The organism is Cytobacillus sp. FSL K6-0265, from assembly GCF_038003465.1.
Taxonomy (GTDB): domain Bacteria; phylum Bacillota; class Bacilli; order Bacillales; family Cytobacillaceae; genus Cytobacillus; species Cytobacillus stercorigallinarum.
The window spans coordinates 3,680,473-3,698,370 of sequence record NZ_JBBOPE010000001.1 but is presented as its reverse complement, the minus strand read 5'-3'; the positions used below and the strand labels follow the sequence as shown (position 1 = coordinate 3,698,370).

The window sequence follows — 17,898 nt, the reverse complement described above, 5'->3', positions numbered from 1 at the left end:
TATAATGAAGTATTGTACACAGATTATTTTTAATGAAGAGCCTTTGTTTCATAAGGAGATTGATTAATGACTTCTAAACGAACGACAACATCGAGAATTGATTATACTTTAGTTCTTATTTTATTTTTATTGTTTTTAGTTAGCTGTATTTCCATATATAGTGCACAAACAACTGAACAATACGGTGAAAATTTTTTACTTAAGCAAATTGTATGGTATGTAGTGGGTATAGGGATTATACTAGCGGTCATAACATTAGATGCTGAGCAATTAAAGAAAATCTCTTGGTATGCTTACGGTTTTGGACTATTGCTACTTGGATTTCTTGTTGTCGCACCTGAGAGTATTGCTCCGGTAATTAATGGCGCTAAATCATGGATACGACTGCCTGGTCTTGGGCAAATACAGCCAGCTGAGTTAGTTAAGGTTTTTCTTATACTCGCTCTAGCCAGGGTCATCGATGATCATCATCAAAAGACACAATTAAAAACAGTAAAAACAGATTTTTTCCTATTATTTAAAATGCTAGTTGTTACGGGATTCCCTTTATTACTCATCATGCAACAACCGGATTTAGGCACTTCCTTAGTAATTTTAGCCATAATGCTCGGAATGGTTTTCATTTCAGGTATTACATGGAAAATACTCGCACCTATTGTAAGTGTAGGTGTTACGCTAGTTGTTTCTATTTTTTATTTTGTATTGTGGCACCCAGAGTTGTTGGAAAAATATTTGGGCGTGAAGGAATACCAATTAGGGCGAATTTATTCTTGGATCGATCCTTATAATTATCAAAGTTCTACAGGATTTCAATTAACGCGTTCCTTACTTGCAATTGGTTCTGGAGAGACAACAGGAAAGGGATATGGCACAAGAGAAGTTTACTTACCAGAGAGTCACACAGATTTTATCTTTAGTATTATAGGAGAAGAGTTCGGTTTTGTTGGGGCAAGTGTGGTAGTGAGTTTATTTTTCTTATTAATTTATCATTTGACTAAAGTAGGCATTAGTACGAGAACGCCATTCTATACCTATGTTTGTGTAGGGGTAATTAGTTTAATTACCTTTCATGTCTTTCAAAATATCGGAATGACAATTGGTGTTTTACCGATTACTGGGATTCCACTACCATTCATAAGTTATGGAGGAAGCTCGCTCATGGGCAATATGCTGGCCATGGGGCTGATTTTTTCAATTGGTTTTCATAGTAAACGATACATGTTTTCCAGATCATCGTAAGAAAAAACCCGAGAATCTTTATTCTCGGGTTAATGCTATTTAGATAGATGTACCAATATCCAATATAACTACCTTCGTATCAACTTTAATGTTTAAGTCGGGATATCCCTTTTTCCATTCTTCATAATCAAAATTCCTGATTTTTGTGCTATATTCCTTCCCTATTCCGATTGGATCGACATTATCTTCTTGAAAAGACTGAATAAGCGCTGTACATTCATTTTTTATTTTCTTATCGATAAATTTCGTTATTTCTTTTATTTTATCATCATTCAAATTATTTCCGGAATATTCCTTTATATTCCCTTGGACTTTGATTTTAATGGTGATGTTTGTTGGATTATTGGTGTCTAATTTATATTTATGACTGGAATGTATACTTTTAATAGCTAATTTTTCACCATCCGGCAAGTCGATAGCGAAATCGCCTTTACTATAACGGTCAACTAGTAATTTAAAATAAAATAATTTATCACTTGGAAGAATTTTATATGAAGCATGATCTTTAAATAAAGATATCCCGTCTAGTTCAATTTCCTGCTCATTTATTTTTTTGATGTGTGGTAAAAAAACATCCTTCCCTTCTTGATAAAAATCTCTCATAAATAAGGTTAAGTTCGTTTTAGGTAAATCACCATATTCAATATTATGATCAATTAAGTCTGATATAAAGGTTCCATTCCCTTGGGGGCCGTATTCTCCTTTTAATATTTCTTCTGTACTACTATCTGTGGTTGCGAAGTAGATTCGTTTTCCAATGGATGCATCTCGCTGATAAGCATCTACATAAGGAGTTAATCCACGTTCGGCAATGGCAATATTATATAAAGTAAGCCTTAAACCTCCGACCACAATAGGCGAGGGTGATTGCCGGTTTGCTTTATACAATGTCTCTCTCCTGAGGTCGCCGCTTGTTGTGACAGTTTTGTTCTCTACACTCATTTCTTTATTAAATATTTGCATAAGAAAAGTTGTCTTTAACAAATGCTCATCACTCGTATCAGGATCAAAGCCAGTTGCGACCGCAATATTAAGTTCATCTATAATCCTTTTTTCTACACACCCAGATAGTATGAACAGGCAGCAAATGATACAAATCCATTTTCTCATGTTTTCACCTTCTTTATAATGAGGGATAAACAGTACAATAAGGGAATATAAACGAATACAAAAGCAACAGTCATCTGTTCAACAATGTTATTAAAACTTTCAATGTCTACGCCTTTCTCAAAAAGAGTAACAATAATAACAGCGATGGTTGAAATCAGTATGGCACCTTTTCTTTGCTTTAGTTTAGTGGCTCTTTTTAGTAACCTAGAAGCGACCCAAAGAGAGAGACATATATTCGGTAATAATATCAAACACCAATTGGCGACCCCAATATACTCGAAGCGTTCAACAAATGGAAATTGCACCATTTGCCACATAGAAAGTGTAGCCCAAATTGTATTTTCTAATTGCTTTTTTGAGAAATAGGAAAAAGCAATAATCGCTAATACCGTATAAAAAATTGTTGTGGTGGCGACTCCGATATGTGCCCATTTTTTCGACTTCTCTGGTTTGTTAATAAATGGATAGATGAATAAAATAGCTTCAAATCCAACAGAAGTGAGGGACATATGATAGGAAGCTTGTAGTAACTCAGTAATATTATGTTCCCAAATCGGTAATAAGTGGGTGAAGTCGGCGTACTTTAGAGTAAAGGTGAATGTAAATATTAAATAGACTGGTAATATAGTTCCAAAAAAACAAATACCCACAACTGTCCTAAGACCACCGTATACAATATATATGGATAAAAGTAAGAAAAACAATGAAAAGACAAAATTATTTATATCTGGAAACATCCATATTTGAATAACTTCAATAAAATTCAATATAAAGGATAGAAGATAAATGATATAAAATAAAATAAAGGCGAAGCTTACCACCTTACTAATGAATCGGCCAAAAAGAAACTCATGAACGGTAATAATATCTCCATTAACCATTTCACATAATTTGTACATCATCCATAATACAAGATGAATATAACTACCAAGAATGAGAATGGAAATCCATGCATCATGTCCAGCATAGTCGGCAATAATTCTTTGGTATCCTAGAACGCCAATGCCAATTTGCATAGAGATAATCACATAAAAAACGAGATAGGGAGATATTTTTAAGTTATTGGGAATCGTTTGGCTTTGCATATTAATCACCTCTACTAAGGCTGGGATTATTCATCAATGTCTTTTGGGGTTTCTGCTTTCTTCTTATTAAATCGTTTTGGTTTTTGCGTTCTTAAGACTTGTGGACGCTTGGACATTTTTTGTAATGGTGTGCGAATAAGTGTATCTTTCATATCAGCTAATCTAAGTGGATATATCGGCGCCAAAAAAGGTCTTCCTAGTGAAGTCAGACGTAATAAGTGGGCAATGAGAATACAGAAACAAAAAACGATCCCTAACACACCCCAAAATTGTGCAAAAAGAAGAAAGGGAAAGCGTAGAACCCTGATTGTATTACCCATTTTATAAACAGGTGTTGTAAAGGAGCCTAATGCGCCTAATGCAACAAAGATTAATAGTACGTTACTCGTAAGACCGGCTTCAACAGATGCTGTACCAATAACAATACCGCCTACGATACCAATTGTTTGCCCGACTTTTGTAGGGAGGCGTGCTCCGGCTTCGCGCAATAATTCAATAGTTAGCTCAAGAAATAATGCTTCGAGAATGGGTGGGAGCGGAATGGTTCTTCTTGAAGTGACCAATATCCCTAATAAGTCTGGCGGAATGAGCTCATATTGATAAGTCATAGCTGCAACGTAAACCGGTGTAACCAGAACTGAAAAGACAACAGCAAAAAATCGCACTAAACGAAAAAATGTAGCGACAATCCAATTGAGAAAATAATCTTCGAAAGCGCTAAAAAATTCAATTAACGTTGTGGGCGCTATTAACACATGTGGTGATCCATCCACAATGATGGCGATTTTTCCTTCAGCAAGAATAGCTGCTACACGATCGGGTCTCTCGGTGTCAAGCAATTGTGGAAATAGTGAATTGGAATTATCACTTAATAATTCAACAATATTAGAACTATCGGAAATCGTGTCTATCTCAATATTTCGTATACGTTGTTTCACAGTATCGACATTGTCTTTATTCGTAATTCCTTCTATATGTAAGACAGCTACTTTTGTTTTCGAAAGTTTTCCAACAGTATACTCTTGCGAAATTAATTCTTTAATAGGTAATCTTTTTCTAATCAAGTTTAAATTTTGACCGATAGCCTCAACAAACGCTTCCTTCGGTCCGATTACAGAAAACTCAATTTCAGGTTGACTGAGAGAACGGACAATTTCTTTTTGAGCGGCAATAAACCCAAAACGATTTTTATCAGAATCTAGTGTGACAAGTACATATCCATTCAATAGCTTTTGTTCTATATCCTTTGGGTTTTTTAAAATATGAATGTCTGCTATGGGAACAATTTTGTGCAAATCATCCAGTGATTCAAATTTTTTGGTTAAAAGCGCCGGTAAAGCACTTTCCTGGATAATTTGTTCATCTACTAAAGTCGCATAAAAATGAAAACCAAATCGTTCATTCGTTTTTTCATTAAAATAATAGGTAGATTGAAAATCAGTTGACTGCTTTAATAAAGATTTCCAACCATCATCTTTGATTTTTTTAAACTTATCCCATATGCTCAAAGGTATCACCGTCAATCAGAAGTATTAAATGCATCTACTGAATATTGTTACCAAATTTGTTGTCATTATGAATGAGGATTAAAAATGGTAAAGGAGAGATATAAGTTGGCTTACGATATGGAGCAAAAGATAGAGGCACTAGTAGAAAAATATACGGAATTGTTAGTAGGAGAAAGTGATGAAACATTGCAAAGAGAAGTAAAATCATGGATAATTTACTCATTTATCGCTAAACAGATGCCACCTTTAGTGAAGCATTGGAATCAATTGTACCCTGATGGGAAGCAAGAAATGATGGAAATGATTAAAAAGATAAAAGAATTAAATGAAAAACAGCGGCTTCAACAAAAAACTGATGAATAAATAGAGATAACAAGAACAGATGATGATTGCTTGTCAACATCTGTTCTTGTTTTATCACTTCTTTATCCTAACTATTGAATGTTACCGTTTGTTCCATAGGGAAATTGTGTAGAGTATCCCTGGAATTGTTGGTAAGATTGTTGCAGACTTTGTTGATCTGCTGCATCAAGACTGTACCAACCTCTTTCAAACATAAGGTTATATAGATGACGTTGTTCATTCTTCGTTTCAGTAAATATACGCATAAAATCTCCATACAGCGTTTGATTACTAGCTTCATTTAAATAAATGCTATAAGAATCACTCATGTACTTTTCCATTGCTAGTAGGTCGTTTGTAAAATCACGATCATTCATTTGAGATGTTTTAGCTATTTGTTTTTCAGGATTTTGTACTTTTTTTGAATTAGTCATTGAGTCTCCTCCTTATTGCATATTATTAAACGGTTGTGTCGTATTAAGATGTTTCAAAACTTGCTCATAATGACGTTGATGCATTTGTCCACATTGTTCGAAAGCAGTTTTTAAAGCAGGATCTTGACAATGTTCGGCGTAAAAATGAGCTTTTTTCATCGCTAATAAATTCCAAGAAAGCATATCATTAAAGTAAAGTGCATCTTTTGTCGAAACCATAACTGGGGGTTGTTGCATAATTCCTTGTTGATTCGAAAAGTTTGTATTTTGTTGTTGCATCCCAATACCTCCATTTTGATGATTCTCTTCAAAAATAGTTTGTCAATTGCTGAAAAATTTATGCAGAAAGAAAAAAGAGAAAAAGAAATGAAAATCTGTAAGGAAAATGATTGATTAAATTTTGCAAATATTTTATTATTATAAGTATCAAAGGAATTTCCAAAATTTTTTACAGAAAAAATGAATGAGCATTCATTCAAAATCGAAGGAGGAAGAACAGTTGACCAAACAGATTAGAAAGGCTGCTGTTTTAGGCTCAGGTGTTATGGGTTCTGGAATAGCCGCACATTTAGCGAATATTGGTATACCAACACTTTTATTAGATATTGTTCCTCGCGAATTAAGTAAAGAAGAAGTAGTAAAGGGGATCACCCTTAAGGATAAAAAGTTCAAAAATAAAATTGCTGAAAGTGGTAAGCAAAAACTATTAAAGCAAAAACCTGCACCGTTAACAGCAAAGAAAAATATCCATCTTATTGAGGCGGGTAACTTCGAGGATGATATGGAGCGCTTGAAAGAAGTTGATTGGATCATTGAGGTTGTTGTAGAAAATCTCAGCGTGAAAAAAGATGTATTTGCCCAAGTTGACAAATATCGTCGCCCTGGGACAATTGTCAGTTCTAATACATCTGGTATTTCTATCGAAGCAATGGCTGAAGGACGTTCAGAAGACTTTAAAAAGCATTTCCTAGGCACTCATTTCTTCAATCCGCCGCGTTATTTAAAACTATTGGAAGTCATCCCAACTAAGGAAACATCGCCTGAAGTCCTTTCCTTTATGCAAACTTTTGGTGAGGATGTTTTAGGAAAAGGTGTGGTTATAGCAAAGGATACGCCGAACTTTATTGCCAATAGAATCGGCACATACGGTCTCCTTGTAACCGTACAAGAAATGTTAAAGGGCGGGTTTACTGTTGGGGAAGTTGATTCAATTACGGGACCACTCATTGGTAGACCGAAAAGTGCGACTTTCCGTACACTAGACGTTGTCGGTTTAGATACGTTTGCCCATGTTGCGAAAAATGTCTATGACCAAGTAGATGGCGAAGAAAAACAAGTATTCGATGTACCAGATTTTATGAATAAGATGTTAGACAAAGGCTGGTTAGGCAGTAAGACAGGCCAAGGATTTTTCTTAAAACAAGGGAAAGAAATTTTAGAATTAAATCCTAATACATTGGAATACGGTCCTCGTAAAAAGTTGAAAACGGCAGCGGTAGAAATAGCTAAACAACAAAAAGGGACAGCAAACAAAATGAAAGCGCTTGTATACGCAGATGACCCTGCTGGAGAATTATTGTGGAAGGTGTTATCACCAACATTAATTTATTCTGCCCAACTCCTAGGGGAAATTGCCGATGATATTCAATCCATTGATGATGCAATGAAATGGGGTTTTGGTTGGAATATGGGCCCATTTGAAACATGGGATGCCATTGGCTTGGAACAGTCAGTAAACAAAATGAAAGCGGAAGGGATAGACATTCCACACTGGGTCGAAAAAATGATCGCTGATGGACATACACAGTTTTATAAGGAAGAGAACGCGACAACTTTTGTGTATGAGAATGGAGAGTATCAGCCGATTAAATTGAACCCAAAAGTAATAAACTTAAAGCAATTAAAAGAAAAGCAAGGTGTCATTAAGAAAAATACTGGAGCAAGCTTAATCGATTTAGGCGATGGCGTCGCTATCTTAGAATTTCATTCAAAGAGTAATGCGATTGGTTTAGACATTATTCAAATGATAAATTTTGCTATTGATGAGGTAGAGAAAAATTATAAAGGTCTTGTTATCTCCAATCAAGGGAAGAACTTCTGTGTCGGTGCCAATATCGGAATGATGTTAATGGAAGCTCAAGATGATAATTACTTCGAATTAGATATGGTCATTAAGCATTTCCAAAACGCAATGACGAAAATCAAGTATAGTGCAAAACCAGTCGTCGTGGCACCATTCGGTATGACACTTGGTGGGGGTGCGGAAGTAGCTTTAAGTGCGGCGCATATTCAAGCATCTAGTGAAACTTACATGGGCTTGGTGGAAGCAGGAGTTGGCTTAATTCCTGGCGGTGCAGGTAACAAGTCACTATATTTGAAGCATTTAGCAAGCATGCCTAAAGGAGTTCAGTTTGATCTACAAAGCGTAGCAAATAAAGTCTTTGAAACAATTGCGATGGCAAAGGTATCTTCTTCAGGAGAAGAGGCTAGAGAAAATAATTTCTTGAATGCTTCGGATGCAATTAGTGTGAATGGAGATCATCTCATTTATGATGCCAAACAAGCAGTATTAGCATTGGCAGCTGCAGGCTACGTTCCACCAGCAAAAGCGAAATTCCCAGTTGTAGGTGAAACAGGGTATGCTGCATTACTTTTAGGTGCTAATTCTATGCATTTATCTGGTTATATTTCTGAACATGATTTAAAAATTGCCAAAGCACTGGCGTATGTAATTGCTGGCGGTAAGGTGCCTTTTGGTACAGAAGTGGATGAACAATATATGTTAGACCTTGAAAGAGAAGCATTTCTAAAACTTATTGCAGAGCCAAAATCTCAACAACGGATGCAACATATGCTCTTAAAGGGTAAACCACTCCGTAACTAAACATAGATTGCTAGAAAGAATAAGAGATACAAAGAGTAGAAGGAGAGGGAAAAAGCAATGAAAGAAGCGGTTATTGTTGCAGGTGCTAGAACACCTGTCGGTAAAGCAAAAAAAGGCTCACTTGCCACTGTTCGCCCGGATGACTTAGGTGCACTTGTTGTAAAAGAAACATTGAAACGAGCTGGAAATTATGAAGGCAATATTGATGATTTAATTATCGGATGTGCCATGCCAGAAGCAGAGCAAGGTTTGAATATGGCTAGAAATATTGGTGCATTAGCTGGGCTTCCAGACTCGGTACCAGCAATCACCGTCAATCGCTATTGCTCATCAGGGTTGCAGTCTATCGCGTATGGCGCGGAAAAAATCATGCTTGGTCACGCTGATACAGTGATTGCCGGTGGAGCAGAATCAATGAGTCTTGTACCAATGATGGGTCATGTTGTCCGTCCTAATTTAACTTTAGCCGAGACAGCTCCTGAATATTATATGAGTATGGGGCATACAGCTGAGCAAGTTGCTGGAAAATACGGCATTTCAAGAGAAGAGCAAGATGCCTTCGCTGTTCGTAGTCATCAAAAAGCAGCGAAAGCAATAAGTGAAGGTAAATTTGCTGATGAGATTACTCCGGTTGATGTAACACTCCGTCAAATTGCAGCGGATAATAAAGTGAAAGAACGCTCCTTTCAGTTTTCACAAGATGAGGGTGTACGGAGCGATTCAACAGTTGCCACTTTAGGGAAACTGAGACCAGCATTTAATGTGAAAGGCTCAGTTACAGCGGGAAATTCATCACAAACAAGTGATGGTGCAGCAGCTGTAATGATTATGGACAGAGAGAAAGCAGATGCCCAAGGACTGCAGTCCTTAGTGAAGTTCCGTTCCTTTGCTGTCGGTGGCGTACCGCCAGAGATTATGGGGATTGGACCGATTGTAGCGATTCCAAAAGCTTTAAAACTAGCTGGGTTAGAACTATCAGATGTCGGATTATTCGAACTAAATGAAGCCTTTGCTTCTCAATCCATTCAAGTAATTAGAGAGTTAGGGTTGGATGAAGAGAAAGTGAATGTTAACGGAGGAGCTATCGCTTTAGGACATCCACTTGGGTGTACAGGTGCTAAGCTAACACTATCATTAATTCATGAAATGAAGCGTAGAAACGAGCAATTTGGTGTGGTAACGATGTGCATTGGTGGCGGAATGGGTGCCGCAGGTGTGTTTGAACTTCTTTAAAAACACTATGTTCGTAACGATTGAACTTTTGACTACTTTTTAAAACTAATCGTGTGATAGAGCGGAAGACACTTGACTCCTACAGGAAATAGATCAAAGAAGTTTTGAGTCAGCCTGCAGAAAACGAGTGTCTAAGGAGCAATGAAGCGAAATAGAAATTTGTAAATAACAAAGTTAACGAAACTGCAAAAAGAATGAAGATGGAGGATGAAGAACATGTCAAAACAAACTGAAAAATTTATTAAAGGTGGAAGCTTTTTAATTGAAGATATTTCTTATGAAAATATGTACACACCAGAGGATTTTAGCGAAGAGCAAATCATGATTGCGAAAACGACAGAAGATTATGTGACAAACGAAGTGGTACCACAAGTGGATTATTTAGAACAACATGAATTCGATCGCTCTGTAAAACTATTGAAAAAAGCTGGTGACTTAGGCTTACTTGGTACAGATGTGCCAGAAGAATACGGTGGACTTGGCTTAGATAAGGTAAGTTCAGCCCTTATCGCTGAAAAAATGTCACGTGTTGGTGGTTTCTCTATCTCACACGGTGCCCATGTGGGTATTGGTTCTCTTCCAATTGTATTGTTTGGAAATGAAGAGCAAAAGCAAAAATACTTACCTGTGCTGGCGACAGGTGAAAAATTAGCTGCCTATGCACTAACAGAACCAAGTTCAGGATCTGATGCATTAGGAGCAAAAACAACCGCTAAATTAAACGCAGAAGGCACACATTATGTATTAAATGGGGAAAAACAATGGATTACGAATGCTGGGTTTGCCGATGTGTTCGTTGTTTATGCCAAAATAAACGGTGACCAATTCACAGCATTTATTGTTGAGAGAGAATATCCGGGCGTATCAACAGGTGCTGAAGAAAAGAAAATGGGTATTAAGAGCTCGTCGACAAGAACACTTATTTTAGAAGATGCACAAGTACCAGTTGAAAATGTATTAGGTGAAATTGGCCGTGGTCATGTCATTGCCTTTAACATTTTAAATATTGGTCGTTACAAACTTGGTGTAGGTGCAGTAGGGGGTTCTAAGCATGCCTTTAAATTAGGGGTCACTTATGCTAACCAACGTCAACAATTCAGTACGCCTATTTCTGCCTTTAATTTAACGAAGGAAAAATTCGGAACAATGGCAAGTAAAATTTATGCAGCTGAAAGCTCTGTCTACCGTACAGTGGGTCTATTTGATGACAGAATGAGTCAACTGAGTGATGAAGAAGTCAAAGACGGTAAAGAAGTAGCGAAGTCTATAGCTGAATATGCAATAGAATGCTCACTAAATAAGTTCTTCTCTACAGAAGTTCTAGATTATGTAGTGGATGAGGCGGTTCAATTACATGGTGGTTATGGCTTTATGGCAGAATACGAAGTGGAAAGAGCTTACCGTGATTCTAGAATCAACCGGATCTTTGAAGGAACAAACGAAATCAACCGTCTTTTAGTACCAGGAACGTATGTTAGAAAAGCAATGAAAGGTGAACTGCCTTTATTCGAAAAAGCAATGGCACTTCAAGAGGAATTGATGATGATGATGCCAGAAGAGCCGGGGACTGAAGCATTAGAGCAAGAAAAATATCTTGTAAAGAATGCTAAGAAAATCGCATTACTTGCAGCAGGTTTAGGTGCACAAAAATACGGAAAAGCCTTGGATAAAGAGCAAGAAGTTCTTGTAAACATTGCTGATCTTGTTTCTTACGCCTATTCTATGGAATCTACGGTTCTACGTACGGAAAAAGCCATTGTAAAAGACGGATTAGAAAAAGCTGAGCAAAAGTTATTGTACACACAAATTTTCTGTCAGGAAGCATTTAATCAAATTGAGCTAATTGCGAAAGAAACTTTAGTAGGTGTGGAAGAAGGAGATACATTACGTATGATGCTTTCAGCGCTTAAGAAGTTTACGAGACATACCCCAACAAATGTAATTGCGAAAAAACGTCAAGTGGCTGAGAAAATTATTGAAGCTGAAAGGTTCGTAGTATAATATTTCACTGGAATGAGATGAAGGATAGTAACCCTATTTACTTCAACTATTTGCGAAGTTATAACTTGAGGCTCAAGAACGAATTTGAGCCTCTTTGTTTTGTTTTTAATATGATAATAATTACAATTCATCGTTATGAAAATAAAAAGAAATATGTTATGCTAATGAAACGATAGTATTCATGAATAGAGGTATGATAAAATAGGTGGTGAAAAAAACATGGCACTTACTTTCTATTGGTATCCTAAATGTGGTACTTGCCGAAAAGCGAAAAAATGGCTAGATGAACATGAAATAGCCTATGAAGCGATACATATAGTGGAAAATCCTCCATCCCGCAAGGAAATAGAAGATTTATACAAAAAGAGCGGGTTAGAACTGAAAAAGTTTTTCAATACGAGCGGTCAAAAGTATCGTGAGTTAGGATTAAAAGACCGAGTGAAAACTGCCTCAGAGTCTGAACTGTTGGATTTATTAGCATCTGATGGGATGTTAATTAAACGCCCATTAACAACAAACGGAACGAAAGTCACAGTTGGATTTAAAGAGCCGGAGTTTGAACAAAATTGGCTGTAAATGGTGGATGAGCTTTATACGTTTTAAACGATCGTTTATACGGTCATTAAAATAAACAATTTCCTAAATTAATGGAGGTATGAAACATGAGCACACCTAAAGAGTTACGTTATTCAGAAGAACACGAGTGGGTAAAAACAGAAGGAGATAAAGTTCGTATTGGTATTACATACTTTGCTCAATCAGAACTTGGAGATATCGTATTTGTTGAGCTTCCAGAAGTAGGAGATGAAGTAACTGCTGATGAACCATTTGGTAGCGTAGAATCTGTTAAAACAGTTTCTGAGTTATATGCACCAATTAGTGGTAAAATCGTTGAGATTAACGAAGAACTTAGCGATAGTCCAGAATTTGTGAATGAATCTCCTTACGAGAAAGCATGGATGATTGTTGTTGAGCCATCCGATGCAAGTGAAATTGACAAGCTCATGACAGCTGAACAATATGAAGAAATGACAAAAGAAGATTAATTGCCGTTAAAATAGAGGAGGTCAAATCATTACATGGTTTGACCTTTTTCTAAATTTTTATATAAACATGATGAGTGCTGAAAAGTGTTCAAATGTAAGAATGCATTATATTATAAAATATATAAACGATATATATTAGGTGATGAGCATGCATGTAGAATCTGGCAACAAAGTGATTATTGTTGAAGGTAAATCTGACAAACGTAAAGTGAAAGGGATCATCAGAGAACCTGTAGAGATCTTATGTACAAATGGGACGATTGGCACATCGAAGTTGGATGAATTAATTGATTACTTAATAGGTAAGGAAGTCTATATATTAGTCGATGCTGACGCATCAGGAGAAAAACTCCGTAAACAATTTAAGAGAGAGTTACCAGAGGCAGAGCATATCTATATTGATAAAATGTATCGTGAAGTCGAGGCGGCACCCGCACATCATTTAGCGACAGTCTTAATAAGTGCAAATATAGATATATATACCGAGTATTTAGATAAAGGATGATAACATGATTGAATGGTCAAACAATGACTTAAATGATTTGATCGCACAGGAGCAATCTGGCTTATTTTATTTATTTACTCCTATGTGTGGGACATGTCAAGTTGCTGGGAAAATGTTGACAATTACTGAGCAAATGTTGAAGAACCTTCCCATAGGTAAAGCCGACTTGAATTTTTTGCCACAAGTAGCAGAAAAATATGAAATTGAAAGTGTACCATGTTTACTTGTGTTTAAAAAAGGAGAGTTAGTTGATAAGCTATATGCTTTCCATTCCGTACCTTATTTACTTGAGCAAATTCAATCATATGAATTACAGTCTCAATTTTAAAACCACTTATTGTTCAGGAATAAGTGGTTTTTTTATGCTTTAAAGTTGGGGGATTTTACGTGAAGTCTACCTTGCTCATTTTAGACAGAGAAGCCATTGGCAATATCTCTTTTCTGTCGATAGGTCTAGCTTTTGACATATTTCTCGGGAAATAGGTGTGAAGGTTGTTGGAAATGAAATGTTCTGTCAGTTAAAGTCGACAGTTAGGAGAAGGAATTCATTTTTTGGAACAGAATAATAGAATGTAAGACGTGGCAGGAGGTGGTTTCAATAGAGGAACTCATTTACCATTTCAATCAATCCTTAAGAGTAAACGATCATATTTTAACGATGTTAAAGGAACCTATAAGAATTCGAGTAGAATTAGAACAAAACCTATTGTATTTTACATTAGACCGGAAAAAGCTGTTAATTAAACATACTCGGCCATTGAAAAGTTATCATATCCACATTCAAACTACTGCTAATCATTTTTATCCATTGCTTCAAGGACGTACGAGTCTAAAGAAGAAAGTGGATGAAAAGCATATCATTCTTAAATCTACTTTTAGACAATTATTGAAATTAGATGCGATTTTCTTATTAAATCAGCAATAATCATAAATATATATATCAAATGTCCTAAAAAAAAGATTGACTTCCCAAAAAAAGGTTGTTATTCTATCCTTAGAATAATTAGAAAATTAAATATTCTTATCGAGAGTGGTGGAGGGACTGGCCCTATGAAACCCGGCAACCGGTTGTTTAATACACGGTGCTAATTCCAGCAGAGCATAAAAGCTCTGGTAGATAAGAAGAGATGATAACCCCTCTTCTTTGTGAAGAGGGGTTTTGGTCGTCTTTTCTTTCCAATTAAAAAAGAGGAGAGATGTAAAATGGCAGAAAAAGAAAAGCAATTGCGATTTGAAACAATTGGTGTGCATGGTGGGCTAAAACCTGATCCAGTAACAGGGGCAAGAGCGGTGCCAATCTATCAAAATAATGCTTATCAATTCGAAAATACAGAGCATGCACAAGACTTATTTGGCCTAAAAGAAACAGGATATATTTATTCTCGTATTCATAACCCAACGGTTACTGTGTTTGAAGAAAGAGTAGCATTGTTGGAAGGGGGAACAGGTGCATTAGCATTAGCAAGTGGTCAAGCAGCCATTTACTTAGCTCTTCTTAATATTGTTCAAGCGGGCGATGAAATTGTAGCTGCCTCTAATTTATATGGAGGTACATATAATTTATTTACAGTCACTTTACCAAAGTTCGGCATCTATGTCAGGCTTATAGATATTAATAATGAAGAGGAACTACGAGCAGCAATCAATGAAAAGACACGAGCTGTATTTGCTGAAACCATTGGTAATCCGAGTTTACAAGTACTAGATATTGAAGCTGTTGCAAATATCGCCCATGAAAATGGTGTACCGTTAGTGGTTGATAACACATTTGCAACTCCTTATCTGTGTCGACCAATTGAGCATGGCGCAGACATTGTTGTTCATTCTGCAACGAAATGGTTACTTGGGAATGGGACGACAATGGGAGGAGTCATTGTTGACGGTGGTAAATTTGATTGGAATTCAGAGAAGTATCCAGGATTAAGTCAGCCAGATTCGAGTTATAATGATTTAGTATATAGTGAGGCACTTGGTCCTGTCGCGTATATTACAAAAGCGAGAGTGCAACTTCTAAGAGATTTAGGACCAGCCTTAAGTGCCCAAAGTGCTTTTCAATTCACTTTAGGTTTAGAAACGTTAACCGTTCGAATGAAAGAACATATTGCGAATACGAAGAAAATTGTGCAATATTTAAATAATCACCCTGCTGTTAATTGGGTACTTTATCCGGGCGATGAAAACCATCCTAATAAAGAATTAGCAGATAAATATTTAGCTAAAGGGGCAGGGGCAGTTGTCGTTTTTGGCATATCGGGTGGCCGAGAAGCAGGTGCTAAGGTTATTAATTCGGTTGAGCTCTTCGCGCATGTAGCGAATGTAGGTGATGCAAAAAGTCTTATTATACATCCAGCGAGCACAACACATCAACAACTTAATCAAGAGGGGTTAAAACAAGCTGGTGTACCTGAAGACTTAATTCGATTATCAATTGGAATTGAGAACGTAGAAGATTTAATCGATGATCTTGAATCTGCTATTGAAGCGGCAACGGGTATTGCTTCATTAAATATAAGGGCCTAACATCTATTATTTCACATTTGACATCTTCTTCAATGACATGATACTATTACACAGGTACACAAAAAATTCAATATATTCATAGATTGCTCTTATTTAGAGAGGTGGAGGGAAGTGCCCTTTGAAGCCCGGCAACCGTCATTTAATTGAAATGGTGCCAATTCACTCAAAGCTGTAGCTTTGAAAGATGAGAGAAAGGAATTTTCATAACAAGCCTTTCTGCTCACAAGCAGAAAGGCTTTTTTTAAAACTATGGATAGGCTATCAATGTGTTTGTTTTCTGGATTGAAGAGGTGAAGAAAGATGATTTCAATTAAAGATGTAAAAAAGATTTTCTCAACGAAAAATGGGAAAGTAAATGCAGTAGACAATGTTAACCTCGAAATTAACGAGGGTGAAATATTCGGTGTAATCGGATACAGTGGTGCCGGTAAAAGTACATTGATCCGTATGTTAAATGGTCTTGAAATCCCGACTGAAGGCGTTGTATCTGTAGCAGGGAATGAAGTTTCTCGCATAAAAGGTGCTAGCTTAAGAAAGGCTAGACAAGAAATCAGCATGATTTTTCAACATTTTAATTTATTGTGGTCACGAACAGTAAGAGAAAACATTGCGTTTCCATTAGAAATTGCTGGTGTACCTAAGAAAGAGCGACTAGAGAGAGTGAATGAGCTAATTAAATTGGTCGGTCTAGATGGTCGAGAGGATGCCTATCCTTCACAATTAAGTGGTGGACAAAAACAGCGAGTAGGCATTGCTAGAGCACTTGCCAATAATCCTAAAGTACTGTTATGTGATGAGGCGACAAGTGCTCTAGATCCGCAAACAACTGATAGTATTCTCGACTTACTTGTTGATATTAATGAACGTTTAGGGTTAACTATTGTGTTAATTACGCATGAAATGCATGTCATTCGCAAGATTTGCCACCGTGTGGCTGTCATGGAAGGTGGAAGAATTGTTGAAATTGGCGAAGTGCTAGATGTGTTCCAAAAGCCAAAAGAACCTATTACGAAGCGATTTGTTCAACAAGTGACCGAACCGGAAGAAACGAAGGAAACGATTACACATTTACTAAATGCTTATCCAAATGGTCAAATTGTTCAACTTGGTTTTGTAGGTGGATCAGCGGAACAACCGTTAATCACAAACTTAATTCGCCACTACAATGTAACAGTGAATGTATTACAAGGAAAGATATCCCAAACACAAAGTGGCTCTTACGGTACCTTATTTATTCATATAGATGGAGAGTCGGATGAGGTTACCCGCGCGATTGAATATATTCATTCGCAGAAGGTTGGCGTGGAGGTGATTTCCCATGCTTAATGAATGGCTACCAAATGTGGATTGGGAAAGAATGTGGGAAGCAACAAAAGAAACTTTATATATGACAAGTATTTCTGTTGTAGCCACATTTATTTTAGGAATTATTCTTGGACTACTCTTGTTCTTAACTTCTAAAGGTAATATATGGCAAAATCAGTTTGTTAATAAGATCATTGCGGCATTCGTCAATGTCTTTCGATCCATTCCGTTCTTAATCTTAATTGTGTTACTCATCCCTTTCACAAAAATGATATTAGGAACAATGATTGGAGAAAATGCAGCCTTGCCAGCACTCATAATTGGTGCAGCACCTTTCTATGCAAGAATGGTCGAAATTGGCTTACGTGAGATTGATAAAGGAGTCATTGAAGCCTCTAAATCGATGGGTGCCAAAACAAGTACGATTATATGGAAAGTACTCATTCCTGAATCTATGCCAGCGCTTGTTTCGGGGATTACTGTTACAGCGATTGCGCTAGTCGGATATACGGCGATGGCAGGTGTCATAGGTGCAGGTGGATTAGGGAACCTTGCCTACTTAGAAGGTTTCCAAAGAAGTAGATATGACGTTGTATGGATTGCAACGATTATCATTTTAATTATCGTGTTTATCATCCAAATGATTGGTGATTTGATTACTTCCAAACTAGACAAACGATAGGAGA

18 protein-coding genes and 2 riboswitches are annotated in these 17,898 nt (G+C 36.7%); of the genes, 13 read left to right on the top strand and 5 right to left on the bottom strand.

Annotated features, from left to right (window positions below; all coding sequences use genetic code 11):
* Positions 1–66: 66 nt before the first annotated feature.
* Positions 67–1,239: an FtsW/RodA/SpoVE family cell cycle protein gene (locus MHH73_RS18710; RefSeq protein ID WP_191817088.1), complete on the top strand. Its 1,173-nt coding sequence runs from the start codon at positions 67–69 to the stop codon at positions 1,237–1,239.
* 39 nt (positions 1,240–1,278) lie between these two features.
* Here the strand turns inward: MHH73_RS18710 and MHH73_RS18705 are convergent, their stop codons facing one another.
* Genes MHH73_RS18705 through MHH73_RS18695 form a run of 3 tightly spaced genes read right to left on the bottom strand, consistent with a single transcriptional unit; the run spans position 1,279 to position 4,942 of the window.
* A complete protein-coding gene (locus MHH73_RS18705; protein WP_191817087.1) occupies positions 1,279–2,349 on the bottom strand; it encodes a Ger(x)C family spore germination protein in 1,071 nt (356 codons plus the stop codon).
* Positions 2,346–3,434, bottom strand: a complete 1,089-nt coding sequence (locus tag MHH73_RS18700; RefSeq protein ID WP_191817086.1) for a GerAB/ArcD/ProY family transporter — start codon at positions 3,432–3,434, stop codon at positions 2,346–2,348. The genes MHH73_RS18705 and MHH73_RS18700 overlap by 4 nt, the downstream gene beginning before the upstream one ends.
* A 26-nt stretch (positions 3,435–3,460) precedes the next feature.
* Complete coding sequence (locus MHH73_RS18695; protein WP_191817085.1) at positions 3,461–4,942, bottom strand: spore germination protein; 1,482 nt, start codon at positions 4,940–4,942, stop codon at positions 3,461–3,463.
* A gap of 84 nt (positions 4,943–5,026) precedes the next feature.
* Between MHH73_RS18695 and MHH73_RS18690 the strand changes: the two genes are divergently transcribed.
* A complete protein-coding gene (locus MHH73_RS18690) occupies positions 5,027–5,305 on the top strand; it encodes a DUF2573 family protein (RefSeq protein WP_404826123.1) in 279 nt (92 codons plus the stop codon).
* Positions 5,306–5,376: 71 nt separating this feature from the next.
* On the opposite strand, the gene MHH73_RS18685 is transcribed toward MHH73_RS18690, so the two are convergent.
* A complete protein-coding gene (locus MHH73_RS18685; protein ID WP_191817083.1) occupies positions 5,377–5,718 on the bottom strand; it encodes a spore coat protein in 342 nt (113 codons plus the stop codon).
* Between the two features lie 12 nt (positions 5,719–5,730).
* The gene (locus MHH73_RS18680; RefSeq protein WP_191817082.1) at positions 5,731–5,997 is read right to left on the bottom strand and encodes a hypothetical protein; all 267 of its coding nucleotides are present in this window, start codon (positions 5,995–5,997) and stop codon (positions 5,731–5,733) included.
* Between the two features lie 220 nt (positions 5,998–6,217).
* Here MHH73_RS18680 and MHH73_RS18675 point away from each other — a divergent pair, with 220 nt between their 5' ends.
* The 11 genes from MHH73_RS18675 to MHH73_RS18625 all read left to right on the top strand — a co-directional run bounded on the left by MHH73_RS18675 (position 6,218) and on the right by MHH73_RS18625 (position 17,894).
* Positions 6,218–8,602, top strand: coding sequence for a 3-hydroxyacyl-CoA dehydrogenase/enoyl-CoA hydratase family protein (locus MHH73_RS18675; RefSeq protein ID WP_191817081.1), 2,385 nt, complete (start codon positions 6,218–6,220; stop codon positions 8,600–8,602).
* Positions 8,603–8,659: 57 nt separating this feature from the next.
* Complete coding sequence (locus MHH73_RS18670; RefSeq protein ID WP_191817080.1) at positions 8,660–9,835, top strand: acetyl-CoA C-acetyltransferase; 1,176 nt, start codon at positions 8,660–8,662, stop codon at positions 9,833–9,835.
* Between the two features lie 216 nt (positions 9,836–10,051).
* The gene (locus tag MHH73_RS18665) at positions 10,052–11,836 is read left to right on the top strand and encodes an acyl-CoA dehydrogenase family protein (protein ID WP_191817079.1); all 1,785 of its coding nucleotides are present in this window, start codon (positions 10,052–10,054) and stop codon (positions 11,834–11,836) included.
* A gap of 219 nt (positions 11,837–12,055) precedes the next feature.
* Complete coding sequence (locus tag MHH73_RS18660) at positions 12,056–12,412, top strand: arsenate reductase family protein (RefSeq protein ID WP_191817078.1); 357 nt, start codon at positions 12,056–12,058, stop codon at positions 12,410–12,412.
* A gap of 86 nt (positions 12,413–12,498) precedes the next feature.
* Positions 12,499–12,882, top strand: coding sequence for a glycine cleavage system protein GcvH (gene gcvH, locus MHH73_RS18655; RefSeq protein ID WP_095371986.1), 384 nt, complete (start codon positions 12,499–12,501; stop codon positions 12,880–12,882).
* A 142-nt stretch (positions 12,883–13,024) separates the two neighbouring features.
* Positions 13,025–13,387 (top strand): toprim domain-containing protein, encoded by a 363-nt coding sequence (locus MHH73_RS18650; protein ID WP_191817093.1) that lies wholly within the window; start codon positions 13,025–13,027, stop codon positions 13,385–13,387.
* 4 nt (positions 13,388–13,391) lie between these two features.
* Positions 13,392–13,715 carry a thioredoxin family protein gene (locus MHH73_RS18645; protein ID WP_191817077.1) on the top strand — a complete coding sequence of 108 codons (324 nt, stop codon included), beginning with the start codon at positions 13,392–13,394 and terminating at the stop codon, positions 13,713–13,715.
* 261 nt (positions 13,716–13,976) lie between these two features.
* On the top strand, positions 13,977–14,312 hold the full coding sequence (locus MHH73_RS18640; RefSeq protein ID WP_191817076.1) for a hypothetical protein: 336 nt from the start codon (positions 13,977–13,979) through the stop codon (positions 14,310–14,312).
* A 93-nt stretch (positions 14,313–14,405) separates the two neighbouring features.
* Positions 14,406–14,511: riboswitch (SAM riboswitch) on the top strand.
* Positions 14,512–14,590: 79 nt separating this feature from the next.
* Positions 14,591–15,907 (top strand): O-acetylhomoserine aminocarboxypropyltransferase/cysteine synthase family protein, encoded by a 1,317-nt coding sequence (locus tag MHH73_RS18635; protein ID WP_191817075.1) that lies wholly within the window; start codon positions 14,591–14,593, stop codon positions 15,905–15,907.
* A gap of 86 nt (positions 15,908–15,993) precedes the next feature.
* A riboswitch (SAM riboswitch) is annotated at positions 15,994–16,098 on the top strand.
* A gap of 109 nt (positions 16,099–16,207) precedes the next feature.
* Positions 16,208–17,233 carry a methionine ABC transporter ATP-binding protein gene (locus MHH73_RS18630; protein WP_191817074.1) on the top strand — a complete coding sequence of 342 codons (1,026 nt, stop codon included), beginning with the start codon at positions 16,208–16,210 and terminating at the stop codon, positions 17,231–17,233.
* Positions 17,226–17,894, top strand: a complete 669-nt coding sequence (locus tag MHH73_RS18625) for a methionine ABC transporter permease (protein ID WP_191817073.1) — start codon at positions 17,226–17,228, stop codon at positions 17,892–17,894. Before MHH73_RS18630 ends, MHH73_RS18625 begins: the two co-directional genes overlap by 8 nt.
* Positions 17,895–17,898: the final 4 nt, after the last annotated feature.